Consider the following 16,831-nt stretch of genomic DNA (forward strand, 5'->3'; position numbering starts at 1 on the left):
TGTGCCTACGGCCAGATGCGGCTAAGGTCCCTCCACCCCGGCAAGCCCTTTCTGACTCGCCGCCGTCAAACATACAAGCGACTTCAGTCGCGATGGACGTGCGGTAGCGCATCGCGACTGAAGTCGCTCCCACAAAAGCAGGCTCTCGCAGAGACCTCGCGCACAGAGCCTGCTCCGGAGTCGATCCGGGGCAGGCTCTGTGGGTGAAGCAGCCTCAGCCCACTGGCACCTGCGCAAGCTGGGCCAGGCGGCGCACGGCGACCGAGGCGATCGGGTAGTCCGCGTTCTGGGTGAGGATTTCCGCCAGCATGCTGCGGGTGTACTGCAGCGTGGCATCGTCGCGCTGCAGCCATGCCTGCACCGGCGAGACGTCCTTGCGATCGCTGGCCAAGGTCAGCACCTGCAGCGCGAGCGCACGATGCTGATGATTGAGTTCATCGAGCAGCGAGCCGCGTGCCTGTGCATGCCAGTGACCCTCGACCGGCAACGCCTCGATCTGTCCGCGCAACCATTCCAGGTCGAGCGCTTCGCCCAGTTCGTAGAACACGTTGGCGACTTTCTGCATCGGCTGGCCGCTCTGCTGCGCGACCTCGACCATATCCAGCGCCGCGCGCAGCTCCGGCATGCGGGCCAGCCGCAAGGCCAGCTCGGCAGGCAACCCCAACCCTTCCCATTTCTCCTGACTGCAGGAGAAATCACCCTTGCCGGTAGGCGTCAGCACCTCCGGCAGAGCCAGGCGCAGGGCCGACACGCCGGTCTGATAGCGCTCGACATTGGCGGCGATATCCAGCGTGCCACCGGGACGGTTGAGCAACCAGCGGGTCAGATGCCGCAACAGCGACCATATCTGCTTGATCGCGTCGATCTGGGTGTCCTCAGCCACCTTGCTGTCGAGTGCTTCGATCTCGGCCCACAGCTCGCGTGCCTCGAGAATCTCGCGCGCCGCTGTATACGCCTTGGCGATCGCTGCCGGGCGCTGGCCGGTGTCTTCCTGCATGCGCATCATGAAGGTGGCGCCCATGCGGTTGATCGTCGAGTTGGTCACCGCGGTGGCGATGATCTCGCGCTTCAGGCGATGGCGCTGCATGTGTGCGGCGTACTTTTCGTGCAATGGCTCGGGGAAGTAACGCACCAGCTCGCGTGACAGGTACGGATCTTCCGGCACGTCCGAATCGAGCAGCTGCTGGTATAGACGAATCTTGTCGTAGGACAGCAGCACCGACAGCTCCGGTCGGGTCAGGCCCAGGCCGCGGCTCTTGCGCTCGGTCAACTCGGCCTCGGTCGGCAGGTTTTCCACCTGACGATCCAGCGTGCCTTCCGCTTCGAGCGTGCGGATGAAGTGCGCCATCGAGCCGAGACGGTTCACCGATTGGTGCTCCATCAAGGTGATCGCCTGGTTCTGCCGGTAGTTGTCCCACAGCACCAGCTGGCCGACTTCATCGGTCATGGACGCCAGCTGCACGTTGCGCGCGTCTTCGGTCAACTCGCCACGCTGCACCGCATCGTTGAGCAGGATCTTGATGTTCACCTCGTGATCGGAGGTATCCACGCCGGCGGAGTTGTCGATGAAGTCGGTATTCAGCAGCACGCCGTGCTGCGCCGCCTCGATGCGACCCTTCTGGGTCAAGCCCAGGTTGCCGCCTTCGCCGACGATCTTGCAGCGCAGCTCGATACCGTTGACGCGCAGTGCGTTGTTCGCGCGGTCGCCCACATCGGCCTGCGTCTCGCTGGAGGCCTTCACATAGGTGCCGATGCCGCCGTTCCACAGCAGGTCGACCGGAGCCTTGAGGATCGCGCTGAGCAGATCGTTCGGCGCCAGCTGCAGCACGTCGGGCTTGAGGCCCAGTATCGCGCGCACTTCGGGCGAGATCGGGATCGACTTCGCGCTGCGCGGCCAGATGCCGCCACCGGTGGAGATCAGCGACTTGTCGTAGTCGTCCCAGCTCGAACGCGGCAACTTGAACATGCGCTCGCGCTCGACGAACGAACGCGCCGTATCCGGGTTCGGATCAAAGAAGATATGACGATGATCGAACGCCACCAGCAGGCGCGTGTGCCTGGACAGCAACATGCCGTTGCCGAACACGTCGCCGGACATGTCGCCGATACCGACGCAAGTGAAATCCTGCGTCTGACAGTCGCGGTTGAGCGAGCGGAAGTGACGCTTCACCGACTCCCACGCACCCTTCGCGGTGATGCCCATGCCTTTGTGGTCGTAACCGTAGGACCCACCGGACGCGAACGCGTCGCCAAGCCAGTAATCGTGTTCGATCGAAATCGCGTTGGCGATGTCGGAGAACGTGGCGGTGCCCTTGTCGGCAGCCACCACGAGGTATGGGTCATCCGCGTCGTGGCGTACCACGTCATGCGGGTTCACCACCTTGCCCTCGATCAGGTTGTCGGTGATGTCGAGCAGGCCGTTGATGAACAGGCGGTAGCAGGCAATGCCCTCGGCCAGTTGCACGTCGCGGTCGCCACCCACAGGGGCCTTCTTGACGAAGAAGCCGCCCTTGGAACCGACCGGCACGATCACCGTGTTCTTCACCATCTGCGCCTTGACCAGGCCCAGCACCTCGGTGCGGAAATCTTCACGACGGTCGGACCAGCGCAGACCACCGCGGGCCACCGCGCCGAAACGCAGGTGGATGCCCTCAACGCGCGGTGCGCACACCCAGATTTCGCGATACGGCACCGGCTTGGGCAGCTCGGGCACCTTGTGCGAGTCGAGCTTGTAGCTGATGTAATCGCGATGCGCGCCGTCCCACTGCTGGAAGAAGCTGGTACGCAGGGTGGCGCGGATCACCTTGACGAAGCTGCGCAGGATGCGATCTTCGTCGAGGCTGTCGACGTTCTCCAGCAGCAGGCCGATGGCGTCTTCCACGGTCTGGATCTGCTCGGCACGTGGCAATGCCAGCGCTGCGCTCAGGCCATCGATCAGCGCAGGATGGCTGGTCTGCACCTCTTGTGGAATCAGCGCCTGCATCTCGGCCACCAGGGTGGCGCCGGCGACCTTCAACTCTTCGGTGGAAAGTGCTTCACGGCGTGGATCAAACTTGGCCAGGAACAGCTCCACCAGCAAGCCGGCGATTGCCGGATAGCGGTTGAGCGTGGTTTCCATGTAGGTCTGCGAGAACGCCACGCCAGCCTGCAGTTGGTATTTGCAGTAGCCGCGCAGCATCGCGACCTGGCGCCAGCTCAGCTTGGCGCCAAGCACCAGCCGGTTGAAGCCGTCGTTTTCAGCATTCCCGCGCCAGATCTGCTCGAACGCATCCTCGAACAATGCGCCGACCTGTTCCACACTGAATGTGAGCTTGCCCACCGGCTGCACTTCGAAGTCCTGGATCGACTGCGCGCCAGCGTCGCCGGGGATCTCGTAGACATGTTCGGTGAGCACGCGCAGGCCGAGGTTCTCCAACTGCGGCAGCACTTCGGACAAGGCGATGTCGCCACCGCTGCGGTAAACCTTGAATCGCAGCGTCTCCGGTGCCTTGGGCGGATGGTAGAACGACATCCGCAGAGCGTTGTCGCCCTGCAGCAAAGACAGCTGATGCACGTCTTCGGCGGCGACCGCCGGACTTACGTCCTCGACGTAGCCGGCCGGCAGCGATTTGGCATAACGATTTGCCAGCACCACGCCTTCGTGATCACCGCGCGAACGCACGAGTGCATCGCGCACCTCATCGTGCCAATTGCGCACGATGCCGGCGACACCCTGCTCCAGTGCCACCAGATCATACGGCGGCTGGTCACCGATCTTCGGTCGCGCGACGATCGTCAGTCGCGCCAGCGCGGCCTCGCCCATCTGCACCGATGAGTCGCTCTGCTCGGCGTGCAGCGCGTTACCCAACAGCGTTTCGATGCGTTCGCGCACCGAGGTATTGAAACGGTCGCGCGGCACAAACACCATGCAGGTGAAGAAACGACCGTAGCGATCGCGGCGCACGAACAACCGTGTGCGTGCACGCTGGCGCAACTCCAGAATACCCATCGAAGTCGAGAACAATTCGTCTTCGCTGCTCTGCAGCAGCTCTTCGCGCGGCAGCGTTTCCATGATGTGGCGCAGCGACTTGCCGGAATACGAATCGCGTTTGAGGCCCGAACGAACCAGCACCGCCTCCACCTTGTGTCGCACCAGCGGCACATCCTGCGGGCGCGCCATGTACGCATTGGAGGAGAACAGGCCGAGGAAGCGCTGTTCGGCCACCGCTACGCCATTGGCGTCGAACTTCAGCACGCCGATGTAATCCATGTAGCCGGCGCGGTGCACATGCGAGCGTGCGTTGGTCTTGGTCAGGATGATGGCGTCGGTGGCGCCGGACTGTGGCAACTCGCTGGCGGCCAGCGTGCGCAATGAGCGCGGTGCCATCGAGCGATCGTTCTTGTGCAGGATGCCCAGACCGGAGCCTTCGAGCGAGCGCAGCACGCGCTCGCCATCGGCCTCGGCAACTTCGTACTCGCGGTAGCCGAGGAAGGTGAAGTTGTCGTCGGCAATCCAGCGCAGGAACTCGCTGGCTTCCTGCACCGAGGCAGCGTCCAGCGGCAGTTTGCGCTGCGGCAGATCGGTAGCAATCGCCAGTGCCCGGTCGCGCATTGCGGCCCAGTCGTTCACGGCGACGCGCACGTCGTCCAGGGCGGCTTCGACCTGCGCGATCAATTGCGCCTGCTCGGTCTCGTCGGCCACCCGGTCGATCTCGAAATGCATGACGGATTCGGGCTTTGCCGACTGCGACGCGCCAGCCTCGTCACCGATACCCTGCAGCTCGCCGGAAGCATCGCGAACCACCTTGAGCATGGGATGGATCACGGCGTGGATCTGCAACTTCGTCGAAACGATCATGCTCACCGTATCAACCAGGAACGGCATGTCGTCGGTGACGATCTGCAACAGGCTGCGGCCGGCATGCGAGTCGGTAGGGTTGAGCACGCGCACCAGGGCGGTGTCTGCCGGGCGCTGCTGCATGAAGTAGAGCAGGCCTCCGATCAGCACGGTCCATTGTTCCGGGGTGTGCAGTTCGACGTCGCTGGCCGCGATGCGCGCGAAGAAAGCCTGGCAAAAAACTTGCGCCTCACTTAGGCGCTGGGGTGTCAAACCACTCTTTTTCAGTTCTTCAAGCACCAAGGACGGAAGGGGGAGATCATTGGCCGCATGGGTCACATTCATGGCATCTACTGGTCAGTGGAGACGAGGTGAGAATGGGGGTAAAAAGCCTTGAAAGGATACGCCGCGCTTCATGACGAATCCACCCACAGCAGCGCAGTTGCACCATTCCCGCGCGCATGGGTTCAGCGGTCCGTCACATCAGCGTATCTCGCAAGGTGATGCAGTGCGCTGGCGGTATGCCATGCTTCATGCAGCGGTGATACTCATCACGCATCGCCCGTGCTCGTTGGCATGGGCTCACATCGAATGGTGCGCTCGCGCTGCAGCAACCATGCTCACGGTCCATCGGTATCGGATCGGTAAGCGGCATGACGTCTGCTGCGCCTTACCTCTCAGTGCGCGAATTCACCTCGATAGCCCACAGCTGCCTCACGCTGCCCACAACGCGGCGATAGCTGTCAATGACTGGATTCACGCTGCCAATAAAATGTAAACTGGACGGTATAGTCTCGCGGGCTCGGCCTACTGCGGCCTAGTCGAAGGATTACATTGAACGCCCAGGCGGTCAGGCGGGTGAGCGCCGGACCAACCTATGACACAAGACACATCGGCCGCGATGCAGTAACTAGTCAACGGATTTGCTGCACTGCGTCCCGGCAACGCCCTTCATCCCCGATCAAGCAAGTTCTGGAGCTCCCATGAAGTCCTCGTTACTGCGCACACCCGTGTTGTGCTTGAGTCTGCTGGCGCTCGCTGCCTGTGGCAAAAAGCCGGAGCCACCGCAGCCGCCGCCACCGCAGGTCGGCGTGATCACGGCGCGACAGCAGAGCGCGCCGCTGACCAGGGATACGTCCGGCCGCCTGTCGGCTTACTACAGTGCCAACGTAACCGCTCGCGTCTCCGGCGTGCTGCTCAAGCGCAACTACACGGAAGGCAGCGCGGTCAAGCAGGGCCAGTTGCTGTTCGAGATCGATCCGACCTTCTACCAGGCGCAGCTCAACAACAGCCTCAGCATCCTGGCGCAGGATCAGGCGACCCAGGTCAATGCCCGGGTTACCGTCGACCGCGACCACAAGCTGGTACCCAACGGGTATGTATCGCAACAGCAGGTCGACAATGACGAAGCCGTCATGCGCAGTGCCATCGCCAAGGTCAAGGCGGACGAGGCGAACGTGGCCAGCGCACGGGTCAACCTTGGCTACACCAAGGTGACTTCGCCGATCGACGGCATCGCCGGCCAGCAGCAGGTCACCGCAGGCGCGACCGTGGGCAATGGCACCAGCGATGTCGGCTCCGGCGGCACCTTGCTGACCACCGTCCAGCAGATTGATCAGCTGTATGCGAACTTCACCATCAGCGCAGCCGATCTGGCGATGCTGCAACAGGCGCAAAGCAAGGGCAGCGTTGCGCTGACGGCACAGAACAAGACCACCGTGCAGATCATCCAGGCCGACGGTAGCAAGTACGAGCCACTCGGCACACTGGATTTTTCCGATGTGACGGTGAATGCGAACACCGGCGCGGTCAACCTGCGCGCCCTGGTGCCCAACCCGAATCACCAGCTGCTGGCGGGCCTCTACGTAACCCTCACCGTCAACCTTGGTCAGTTGAACAATGTGTTCCTGATCCCGCAGCAAGCCCTGCTGCGCGACTCTGTCGGTGCTTACGCGCTGGTGGTCGGCAAGGATGACAAGGTCGTGCGCAAGGACGTCAACGCCAGCAACAGCTATGAAAGCAACTGGATCGTCACCAGCGGCCTCAGCAACGGCGACCAGGTGATCGTGACCGGCCTGCAAGGCGCGAAAGAAGGCGGCTCCGCGAAAGCAACGCCGTGGCAGCCTGCGCAGGCTGCCGCGACTCAGGCAGGTTCTGACGCCAAGGCGCCAGCTGGTCAGTCCGCCGGCAACAAACAGTAAGGAAGCCGTCTCATGCCTAGTTTCTTTATCGATCGCCCAATCTTCGCCTGGGTGGTCGCCATCCTGATCTCCCTGATCGGCGTCATCGCGATGCTGAACCTCGGCATCGATTCCTACCCGGACATCGCTCCGCCACAGGTGACGGTGAGTGCAAACTATCCCGGCGCCAGCGCCGCGACCATGGAGTCGACGGTTACCCAGGTGATCGAGCAACAGCTCACTGGCATCGACAACCTGCTGTATTTCAGCTCGTCCTCCAACTCCAACGGCAACAGCACGATCACCCTGACCTTCGCGACCGGCACCAATCCGGACATCGCCCAGGTGCAGGTACAAAACAAGATCACCCTGGCCCAGCCACTGCTGCCCGCCTCGGTCATTCAGCAGGGCGTGGTGGTGGCCAAGGCCAGCCCCGACATCCTGATGTTCATCGGCCTGACCTCGGACAATCCCTCGATCGACGCGCCTCGACTCGCCGATATCGTCGCCTCGCAGATTCAGCCGGTGGTCTCCCGTGTCAACGGTATCGGTAATACGTTCGAGCTCGGCTCGGAATACGCGGTGCGCATCTGGCTCAATCCGGACAAGCTGCAGGGCTATGGGCTGTCCGCTACGCAGGTATTGAGTGCCGTCAGCGCCCAGAACGCGCAATTCGCCGCCGGCTCGCTGGGTGCCGATCCGTCGACCAAGGGGCAGGAGTTCACGGCGACTGTCGCGGCCGATACGCTGTTTTCCTCGCTGCAGCAGTTCCGCAATATCATCCTGCTCGCCCAAAGCGACGGCACGACAGTACGCCTGAGCGACGTCGCCCGTATCACGTTCGGCCCGCAGAGCTATGGTTCGGCGGCTATCTATAAAAACAAGCCGGCCGGCGGCCTGGGCCTTTTCCTGCTGCCTGGTGCCAACGCACTTGCGGTGGCCAAGGCGGTGAAGTCGGAAATGGCGGTCCTGGCGAAGGATCTGCCACCCGGTGTGCAGTGGGACGTCCCCTACGACACCACCCCCTTCATCGTCGCCTCGATTACCGATGTGGTGCGCACGCTGTTCGAGGCGATCGCACTGGTGTTCCTGGTGATGCTGATCTTCCTGCAGAACCTGAGGGCCACCATCATCCCCACGCTGGTGATCCCGGTGGCCTTGCTGGGCACATTCATCGGCCTGTACTTGCTGCATTTCTCACTGAACCAGCTCACGCTGTTCGGCATGGTGCTGGCGATCGGCATCGTGGTGGACGACGCGATCGTGGTTATCGAGAACGTCGAGCGCATCATGAGCGAGGAGAAGCTGGATCCCCACCCAGCTGCCCGCAAAGCCATGGGCCAGATTACCGGCGCCATCGTGGCGATCACCGTGGTGCTGACGGCGGTGTTCGTGCCGTCCGCCCTGCAGCCGGGCGCTACCGGTATCGTGTATGCCCAGTTTGCGCTGACCATCGCGATCTCGATGGCGTTCTCGGCGTTCCTGGCGATGTCGTTCACCCCGGCACTTTGCGCGAGCTTGCTCAAGCCGACGCATGGCGAGAAGAAGAACATCGTCTTCCGTTGGTTCAACCAGACGTTCGACTGGGTCACCCATACCTACCACGGCCATGTCGGCAGTGCGATTCGCCACGCTCCACGCTGGATGCTGGCGTTCGCACTGGTTACCGTACTGGCTGGTTTTCTGTACACCCGTTTGCCGACCAGCTTCGTACCCGACGAAGACCAGGGCTTCATGCTGGCCATCGTTTCGCTTCCACCGGGTGCCACGTTGCAACGCACCGACCACGTGATGGCCGAGATTCGCGACAAGCTGATGCACAGTCCGATCGGCAACGACATCGCGGCGATTTTCCAGCCCGAGGGCTTCAGCTTTGTCGGCAACGCGGAAAACGTCGGCATGTCCTTTATCAAGTTGAAGGACTGGGATATCCGCGGGAAAACCGCGATGGAGTTGATCCCGCAGGCCAATGGAATTTTGCACAGCATCACCGATGCACAGATTTTCGTGGTCAACCTGCCAACCATCCGCGGCCTCAGCCAGTTCGGCGGCGTGGATATGTATCTGCAGGCGCGCACCGGTCAATCCCGCCAGGAACTGGCGCAAGCGATGGGCACCCTGCTCGGCAAAGCCGGCAAGAGCCCTGAGCTTTACGGGATCCGTCCGAACTCGCTGCCGGACGCACCGCAGTTGCAGATGAAGGTCGATCGCGTGCAGGCCCAGTCGATGGGGCTGTCGCTCACCGATGTCTACGGTGCCCTCCAGTTGCTGCTGGCGCCGAACTACGTCAACCAGTTCAACTACGGCGGTCGCATCAAGCGCGTGTACATTCAGGCGGACGCCCCATACCGCATGAATCTGGATGCCCTGCAACACATCTATACGCCCAGCGGTATCGGCAGGACGGGCAGCACCGCCGCGACGGCTGTCAACACCAGCGGCTATCTCACCGAGGTCAATCCTTCGGTGAGCAATGGCGCCATCAGCCCGTACAACATGGTGCCGCTGTCCAGCGTGGTGAAGGCCAACTGGGGCATAGGAGCGGCCGCGCTGCCGCGCTATAACGGCTACTCCGCGGTCGAAATCGTGGGCAATTCCGCGCCCGGCTATTCGACCGGTCAGGCCATGCAAGTGATGGAAGGCATCATCAACAAGGACCTGCCCCCGGGCTACGCTTCCGATTGGACTGGCCAGTCCTATCAGGAAGTGCTGGCGGGCAATTCGGCCACGATGCTGTTGCTGCTATCGATCGTCGTCGTGTTTCTATGCCTGTCCGCGCTGTATGAAAGCTGGTCGATACCGCTAGCGGTGTTGCTGGTGGTGCCGCTGGGCATGCTCGGCATGTTGGTGTTTTGCAAGCTGACCGGTCTGCCCAACGATATTTACTTCAAGTTGGGTCTGGTCACGGTGATGGGACTGGCCGCCAAGAACGCGATTCTGATCGTGGAGTTCGCGGTCGAGGAACAGGCTGCGGGCAAGACTCTGGCCGAAGCGGTACTCACGGCAGCCCGACTGCGCTTGCGCCCGATCCTGATGACCTCGATGGCCTTCATCCTGGGCGTGCTTCCGCTGGTCCTCTCCACCGGAGCAGGCGCGGTTTCCCGTCACGAGATCGGCGTCGGTGTGATCGGCGGCATGCTGTTCGCCACGTTCCTTGGCCTGCTGCTGATCCCGGTGTTCTACGTCAGCGTGCGTCGCCTGCTGGGTGACAAGCTGGACGGTGACGGCAAGACGCCGCCGCCCGACAACAGCCAACCGAAGTCGCTGGAGTCTCATCCGCAGCACTGATCGTGATCCTGTGCCCTCTCCTCGTCGGCAGAGGGCACGTTTGAAGCGGAAGCTGGATGGCAGCTACGTTCGAGACAAACGCAAAAAGCCCAGACAGGTTTCCCTGCCCGGGCTTTTTCTTTGAACGCTGTATCGGTTAGCGCAAGCCGGTTTCGGCGCGCGCAATCACCATGCGCTGAATCTCGCTGGTGCCTTCGTAGATTTCGGTGATCTTCGCATCGCGGAAGAAACGCTCCAGCGGCATCTCCTTCGAATAGCCCATGCCACCGTGAATCTGCACGGCCTGGTGGGCAATCCACATTGCCGTTTCGGAGGCGGTGAGCTTGGCCACGGCCGCCTCGGTGCCGAAGCGGCCACCGTTCTTTTCAGCCTCGCCCTTCGTCCATGCCGCTCTCAGGGTCAGCAGGGTCGCCGCATCCAGCTTGCACTTCATATCGGCAATCTTGGACTGAGTCATCTGGAACGTGCCGATCGGATGGCCAAAGGCTTTGCGATCGCGCACCCACGTCAGGGTGGCTTCGTAGGCGGCACGGGCAATGCCGACCGCCTGCGAGGCGATACCGATGCGGCCAGCGTCGAGCACGCCCATCGCGATCGAGAAGCCCTTGCCTTCGTCGCCCAGCAGGTTCTCCTTCGGGCAAACGTATTCGGTGAACTCGATCTCGCAGGTCGCCGAGGCGCGGATGCCCAGCTTCGGCTCGCTCTTGCCGGCGTGGAAGCCCGGCAGCGAGGTATCGATGATGAACGCCGACACGCCCTTGGCGCCGATGCCCGGCGTGGAGATGGCAAACAACACCATGTAGCGTGCCACCGGGCCGGAGGTGATCCAGCTCTTTTTGCCATTGATCACCCAGTCGCCGTTCGCATTCTTGCTGGCGCGGGTATGCATGGCCGAGGCATCGGAGCCGGATTGCGGCTCGGTAAGCGCGTAGGCACCGATCGCTTCGCCCTGGGCGATCGCGCGCACAAACTTCTGCTTCTGCTCCTCGTTGCCGTGTTTCAGGATGCCATTGCAGAACAGCGAGTTGTTCACCGACATAATGGTCGCCGTAGCCGCGTCGGCCGCGGCAATCTCGATCATCGCCAGCACATAGGCGATCGGATCCATGCCCGCACCGCCGTAGGCTTCCGGCACCTCGATGCCCATCAGGCCGAGCTGGCCCATCTCGCGAATGTTGTCCAGCGGAAACTCGGCCTTGGCGTCGAGCTCAGCCGCCACCGGCACAATGCGCTTCTGCGCAAAATCGCGGGCGATCGACTGGATCGACAGCTGATCTTCAGTAAAACGGAAATCCATAAACTTCTCCTCGGCGCCGCCATGAGCAGCTGATCAAGACTGAATCTGAGGCCGCAGCCAGCCGACTATTCTAGCGAGCGGCGGGTCTGGCGTCGTGCCCCACCGCCGGCCGCCCCTCAGGAAGCCCTTTCAATGCACCGCGAGGGAGCGGCGATCCGCTGGAAACCGCTGCTGTATGAACAACCCGCCTTCTACCGCTTGACGCCCCGGCAAACCCCGGCCAGACTTGTTATCTCTGTATCGCGATATAAGGATGCCCGATGGATCTGGCGACCGCCTCCAGCGTGCTCCGGCTGCTGGCCGACCCTACCCGCGTACGCCTGCTGGCGCTGCTCGAAAACGAAGAACTCACCGTGGCTGAACTGGCCGCGGTGCTGCATCTGGCGCAACCGAGGGTGTCCACGCATCTGGCCAAGTTGAAGGAGGCCGGGCTGGTTCGCGACCGACGTGCAGGCGTATCGGCTTATTACCGCGCCAACAACGAAGGCGACGAAGCCCAGCACAATCTGCTCAGCTCGCTGCGCGAGAGCATCGACGACGCATTGCTGCGCGAGGACACCGCGCGCCTGCCGGGTGTGTTGGCCAATCGCGCACGCGAGGAAGGCTGGGCCGACACCGTCGCCGGCGACATGGAGCGCCACTATTCCCCCGGCCGCACCTGGGAAACGCTGGCGCGCTCGCTGCTGCAATTGCTGGGTACCGGCGACGTGCTGGACATCGCTTCCGGCGACGGCATCACCGCCGAACTGCTGGCACCGCACGCGCATTCGATCGTGTGTATCGACAGCAGCGAGCGAGTCGTCGAGGCTGCTGCCAAACGCCTGAAGTCCTTTACCAACGTGCAGGTGCGCCAAGGCGACATGCACGCACTGGAGCTGGGCGAGCAGCGCTTCGACCTGGTGTTGATGCTGCACGCGCTGACGTATGCCGAACATCCGGCCCAGGCCGTGGCGGAGGCCGCACGGGTGCTGCGCCCTGGCGGCCGGTTGCTTGCCGTCACCCTGGGCCAGCACGACCATCGCGCCGCCGTCGAGCCATTCGACCATCGCAACCTCGGTTTCAGCGGTGAGCAGCTCGACGGTTTCGCCCACGCTGCCCGCCTGGAGGTGATGAGCTGCAACCGGCTCAGCCGCGAACGCAAGGCACCGCATTTCGAAGTGATCAGTTTGCTGGCACGCAAGCCAGCTTGAACACCACTCTCCTGCGCGGAGAGATGCTTAACCGAAGGAAGTTTGATGAGTACGCTGCCCTGGATTCACCCCGACCGCGTCGCCCTGCTGGAGCAAGCGCTGCGCCAACGCATCCTGATCATCGACGGCGGCATGGGCACCATGCTGCAGGCGCACGAGCTGGATGAACATGGCTTTCGCGGTGCGCGTTTCGAGCATGGCCATGATGGCCACGCCCACGCCCACAGCCATGAACATTCGGCGCATGAACCGCCGGTGGGTTGCGACCTGAAAGGCAACAACGACCTGCTCACGCTGACCAAGCCGGAGATCATCCGGGGCGTCCACGAGGCCTATCTGGAAGCTGGCGCGGACCTGGTCGAGACCAACACGTTCAACTCCACCCGCATCAGCCAGGCTGACTACAAGCTGCAGCATCTGGCGTATGAATTGAACCGTGAAGGAGCACGTCTGGCCCGCGCCGCCTGCGATGCGATGACCGCGAAAACGCCACACAAACCACGCTTTGTGATTGGCGTGCTCGGCCCGACCAGCCGCACCGCCTCGCTGTCGCCGGACGTCAACGACCCGGGTTTCCGCAATGTCACGTTCGAGGAACTGGCGGAAAACTACACCGAATCCACCAACGGCCTGATCGACGGCGGCGCCGACGTGATCATGGTCGAGACGATCTTCGATACCTTGAACGCGAAGGCCGCGCTGTTCGCGCTGAGCGAGCTGTTCCACCAGCGCGGCGCTCGCATGCCGGTGATGATCTCCGGCACCATTACCGATCGCTCCGGCCGCACGCTGTCGGGACAGACGGCCGAGGCGTTCTACTACTCCGTGCGCCACGCGCGTCCCCTGTCGGTGGGCTTCAACTGCGCGCTCGGCGCCGAAGACCTGCGTCCGCATGTGCAGACGTTGTCGAACATCGCTGAAAGTTTCGTCAGCACCCATCCGAACGCCGGCCTGCCGAACGCATTCGGCGAGTACGACGAAACACCCGAACACATGGCCGACGTGATCGGCGGCTTCGCCCGTGACGGCCTGCTGAATCTGGTCGGCGGTTGCTGCGGCACCACGCCTGCGCATATCAAGGCGATTGCCGAGGCGGTACGCAACCATGCGCCGCGTGCGTTGCCGTCAGCAACCGAAGTGGAGGCTGCATAAATGGCGCGGCATACCCGCCTTTCGGGCCTCGAACCGTTGATCATCACGCCCGACCTGCTGTTCATCAACGTCGGCGAGCGCACCAACGTCACCGGTTCGGCGCAGTTCAAGAAGCTGATCAAGGAAGATCGCTACGATGAGGCCGTCGACGTCGCCCGCCAGCAGGTCGAAAGCGGCGCGCAGATCATCGACATCAACATGGACGAGGGGTTGATCGATTCCGAGGCGGCGATGACCCGCTTCGTCAATCTGATCTCGTCCGAACCGGACATCGCGCGCGTGCCCTTCATGATCGACTCGTCCAAATGGACGGTGATCGAGGCCGGCCTGCGCTGTCTGCAAGGCAAGGGCATCGTCAACTCGATCTCGATGAAAGAAGGCGAAGCGGCGTTTCTCGAGCACGCGCGCAAAGTGCAGCAGTACGGCGCCGCCGCGGTGGTGATGGCGTTCGACGAACAGGGCCAGGCCGATACCTGCGCGCGCAAGGTGGAAATCTGTTCGCGCGCCTACGAATTGCTCACGACCCAGCTCGACTTTTTGCCCGAAGACATCATCTTCGACCCGAACATCTTCGCGATCGCCACCGGCATCGAGGAACACAACAATTACGCAGTCGATTTCATCGAAGCCACGCGCGAACTGAAGAAGCGCTTTCCCGACTGCCATATCTCCGGCGGCGTTTCCAACGTGTCGTTCTCGTTCCGCGGCAACAACATCGTGCGCGAGGCGATCCACTCGGTCTTCCTGTATCACGCGATCCGCGCCGGCATGGACATGGGCATCGTCAACGCCGGCGCGCTGACGATCATGGACGACATCGATCCGGAATTGCGCGAACGCGTCGAGGACGTGGTGCTCAATCGCCGCGAAGACGCAACCGAACGACTCCTGGACATCGCCGACAACTACAAGGGCAAACGCGGCGCGGCGGTTGTCGAGACGCTCGCCTGGCGCGAGAAGCCGGTGCGCGAACGTCTCAGCCACGCACTCGTGCACGGGATCGATCAGTACGTGGTCGAGGACACTGAAGAGGCGCGCCAGCTGTCGTCGCGTCCGCTCGATGTCATCGAAGGTCCGCTGATGGACGGCATGAACGTGGTCGGCGATCTGTTCGGCGCCGGCAAGATGTTCCTGCCCCAGGTCGTGAAATCCGCCCGCGTGATGAAAAAGGCAGTGGCCTATCTGCTGCCCTACATCGAAGAAGAAAAGCTGCGCACCGGCGACACCGGCAAGAACAACGGCAAGATCATTATGGCCACCGTCAAGGGTGACGTGCATGACATCGGCAAGAACATCGTCGGCGTGGTGCTCCGTTGCAACAACTTCGAGGTGATCGATCTCGGTGTCATGGTGCCGGTGCAGCGGATCCTGGAAACCGCGATCGCCGAGAACGCCGACATGATCGGCCTGTCCGGCCTGATTACGCCCTCGCTCGAGGAAATGAGCCAGGTCGCGCGCGAGATGCAGCGGCAGAACTTCCATATCCCACTGTTGATTGGAGGCGCTACCACTTCGCGCGCGCACACCGCGCTGAAGATCGAGCCGCATTACAAGGCCGGCACCGTCTGGGTAAAAGATGCCTCGCGCGCAGTCGGCGTGGCGCAGTCGCTAGTCAGCAAGGACTTGGTCGAAGACTTTCTCGCCAAGGTGCGCGCGGACTACGCCGACGTGCGCGAACGTCATCGCAATCGCGGCCCCGGCAAGCAGCTGGTGCCGCTGGCCAAGGCCCGCGCACAGCGTTTTAGCTGCGACTGGGCGGCCTACGAACCGCCGCAGCCGCGCCAGCCAGGCGTCACCGTGTTTGATGACTACGACCTCGCCACGCTACGCCCGTACATCGACTGGACACCGTTCTTCCAGACCTGGGAACTGGCAGGTCACTATCCGGCCATCCTCACCGATGAAGTGATCGGCACACAGGCCAGTGAATTGTTCAAGGACGCGCAGGCGATGCTCGATCGCCTGATCGGCGAAAAGTGGGTGACCGCCCGCGCCGTGATCGGCCTGTGGCCCGCCGCGAATGTCGGCGACGACGTGGAGGTATATGCCAGCACCGCACGCAAAGAGCGGCTTGCCACCTTGCACAGCCTCCGTCAGCAGGTCGACAAGCCGATCGAGCGCCCCGACTTCTGCCTGGCCGATTTCATCGCACCGAAAGAGTTCGACAAACCGGACTGGATCGGCGGCTTCGCAGTCACCGCTGGCATCGGCATCGAAGAACATCTGACACGCTTCGAGGCCGACTACGACGACTATTCGTCGATCCTGCTGAAGGCACTCGCCGACCGCCTGGCAGAGGCCTTTGCCGAACACATGCACGAACGCGTGCGCCGCGAGTTCTGGGGTTTCGTGCCGGACGAGTCACTCGGCAACGACGAGCTCATTGCCGAAAAATACCGCGGTATCAGGCCCGCCCCAGGCTACCCGGCCTGCCCCGACCACACCGAGAAGACTGCGCTGTTCGCGCTGCTCGACGTCACCCGCAACACCGGTATCGAACTCACCGAAGGCTTCGCGATGTATCCCACCGCAGCCGTCTCCGGCTGGTACTACTCGCACCCGGATAGTCAGTATTTTGTGGTTGGCCGGCTCAGCAAGGAACAGGTCGAGGACTACGCCAAACGCAAAGGCTGGACGATGCTCGAAGCCGAACGCTGGCTTGCCTCCAACCTCGACTACGACCCCGAGTAAACCGCTCTGCTCCCTCTCCCCGGTGGGGAGAGGGCTGGGGTTAGGGGCAGGTGCCCGCGGGAAATTGCTGCTCTTGTGGGAGCGACTTCAGTCGCGATGCCCTGCTTTGATTTGTTGCTTTGAAGTGCAGAGCGTTTCGTCCTCCGCGGGAGGACGAAACGCTCATGGCCTCTGAAGCAAGCGTCCCAAACAGCAAACCCGGAGCATCGCGACTGAA

7 protein-coding genes are annotated in these 16,831 nt (G+C 62.6%); 5 read left to right on the top strand and 2 right to left on the bottom strand.

Annotated features, from left to right (window positions below):
- Positions 1–214 precede the first annotated feature (214 nt).
- Positions 215–5,161 carry an NAD-glutamate dehydrogenase domain-containing protein gene (locus HDE77_RS16125; protein ID WP_184418944.1) on the bottom strand — a complete coding sequence of 1,649 codons (4,947 nt, stop codon included), beginning with the start codon at positions 5,159–5,161 and terminating at the stop codon, positions 215–217.
- A 638-nt stretch (positions 5,162–5,799) separates the two neighbouring features.
- Between HDE77_RS16125 and HDE77_RS16130 the strand changes: the two genes are divergently transcribed.
- Positions 5,800–7,017, top strand: coding sequence for an efflux RND transporter periplasmic adaptor subunit (locus tag HDE77_RS16130; RefSeq protein ID WP_184418945.1), 1,218 nt, complete (start codon positions 5,800–5,802; stop codon positions 7,015–7,017).
- Positions 7,018–7,029: 12 nt separating this feature from the next.
- Positions 7,030–10,284 carry an efflux RND transporter permease subunit gene (locus tag HDE77_RS16135; RefSeq protein WP_184418946.1) on the top strand — a complete coding sequence of 1,085 codons (3,255 nt, stop codon included), beginning with the start codon at positions 7,030–7,032 and terminating at the stop codon, positions 10,282–10,284.
- 136 nt (positions 10,285–10,420) lie between these two features.
- Here the strand turns inward: HDE77_RS16135 and HDE77_RS16140 are convergent, their stop codons facing one another.
- Positions 10,421–11,581: an acyl-CoA dehydrogenase family protein gene (locus HDE77_RS16140; protein ID WP_184418947.1), complete on the bottom strand. Its 1,161-nt coding sequence runs from the start codon at positions 11,579–11,581 to the stop codon at positions 10,421–10,423.
- Positions 11,582–11,841: 260 nt separating this feature from the next.
- On the opposite strand from HDE77_RS16140, the gene HDE77_RS16145 reads away from it, so the two are divergent.
- From HDE77_RS16145 to metH, 3 genes are read left to right on the top strand one after another with little or no spacing between them, the layout of a single operon-like run.
- Positions 11,842–12,771 (top strand): metalloregulator ArsR/SmtB family transcription factor, encoded by a 930-nt coding sequence (locus HDE77_RS16145; RefSeq protein WP_184418948.1) that lies wholly within the window; start codon positions 11,842–11,844, stop codon positions 12,769–12,771.
- Positions 12,772–12,816: 45 nt separating this feature from the next.
- A complete protein-coding gene (locus tag HDE77_RS16150; RefSeq protein WP_184418949.1) occupies positions 12,817–13,923 on the top strand; it encodes a homocysteine S-methyltransferase family protein in 1,107 nt (368 codons plus the stop codon).
- Positions 13,924–16,614 (top strand): methionine synthase, encoded by a 2,691-nt coding sequence (metH, locus tag HDE77_RS16155; RefSeq protein WP_184418950.1) that lies wholly within the window; start codon positions 13,924–13,926, stop codon positions 16,612–16,614.
- Positions 16,615–16,831: the final 217 nt, after the last annotated feature.

The organism is Rhodanobacter sp. MP7CTX1 (assembly GCF_014205795.1).
GTDB lineage: Bacteria > Pseudomonadota > Gammaproteobacteria > Xanthomonadales > Rhodanobacteraceae > Rhodanobacter.

Bases quoted from the DNA above. Each gene is read 5' to 3' on its own strand.
- HDE77_RS16125 (WP_184418944.1), bottom strand. From the start codon at position 5,161: ATGAATGTGACCCATGCGGCCAATGATCTCCCCCTTCCGTCCTTGGTG.
- HDE77_RS16130 (WP_184418945.1), top strand. From the start codon at position 5,800: ATGAAGTCCTCGTTACTGCGCACACCCGTGTTGTGCTTGAGTCTGCTG.
- HDE77_RS16135 (WP_184418946.1), top strand. From the start codon at position 7,030: ATGCCTAGTTTCTTTATCGATCGCCCAATCTTCGCCTGGGTGGTCGCC.
- HDE77_RS16140 (WP_184418947.1), bottom strand. From the start codon at position 11,581: ATGGATTTCCGTTTTACTGAAGATCAGCTGTCGATCCAGTCGATCGCC.
- HDE77_RS16145 (WP_184418948.1), top strand. From the start codon at position 11,842: ATGGATCTGGCGACCGCCTCCAGCGTGCTCCGGCTGCTGGCCGACCCT.
- HDE77_RS16150 (WP_184418949.1), top strand. From the start codon at position 12,817: ATGAGTACGCTGCCCTGGATTCACCCCGACCGCGTCGCCCTGCTGGAG.
- metH (WP_184418950.1), top strand. From the start codon at position 13,924: ATGGCGCGGCATACCCGCCTTTCGGGCCTCGAACCGTTGATCATCACG.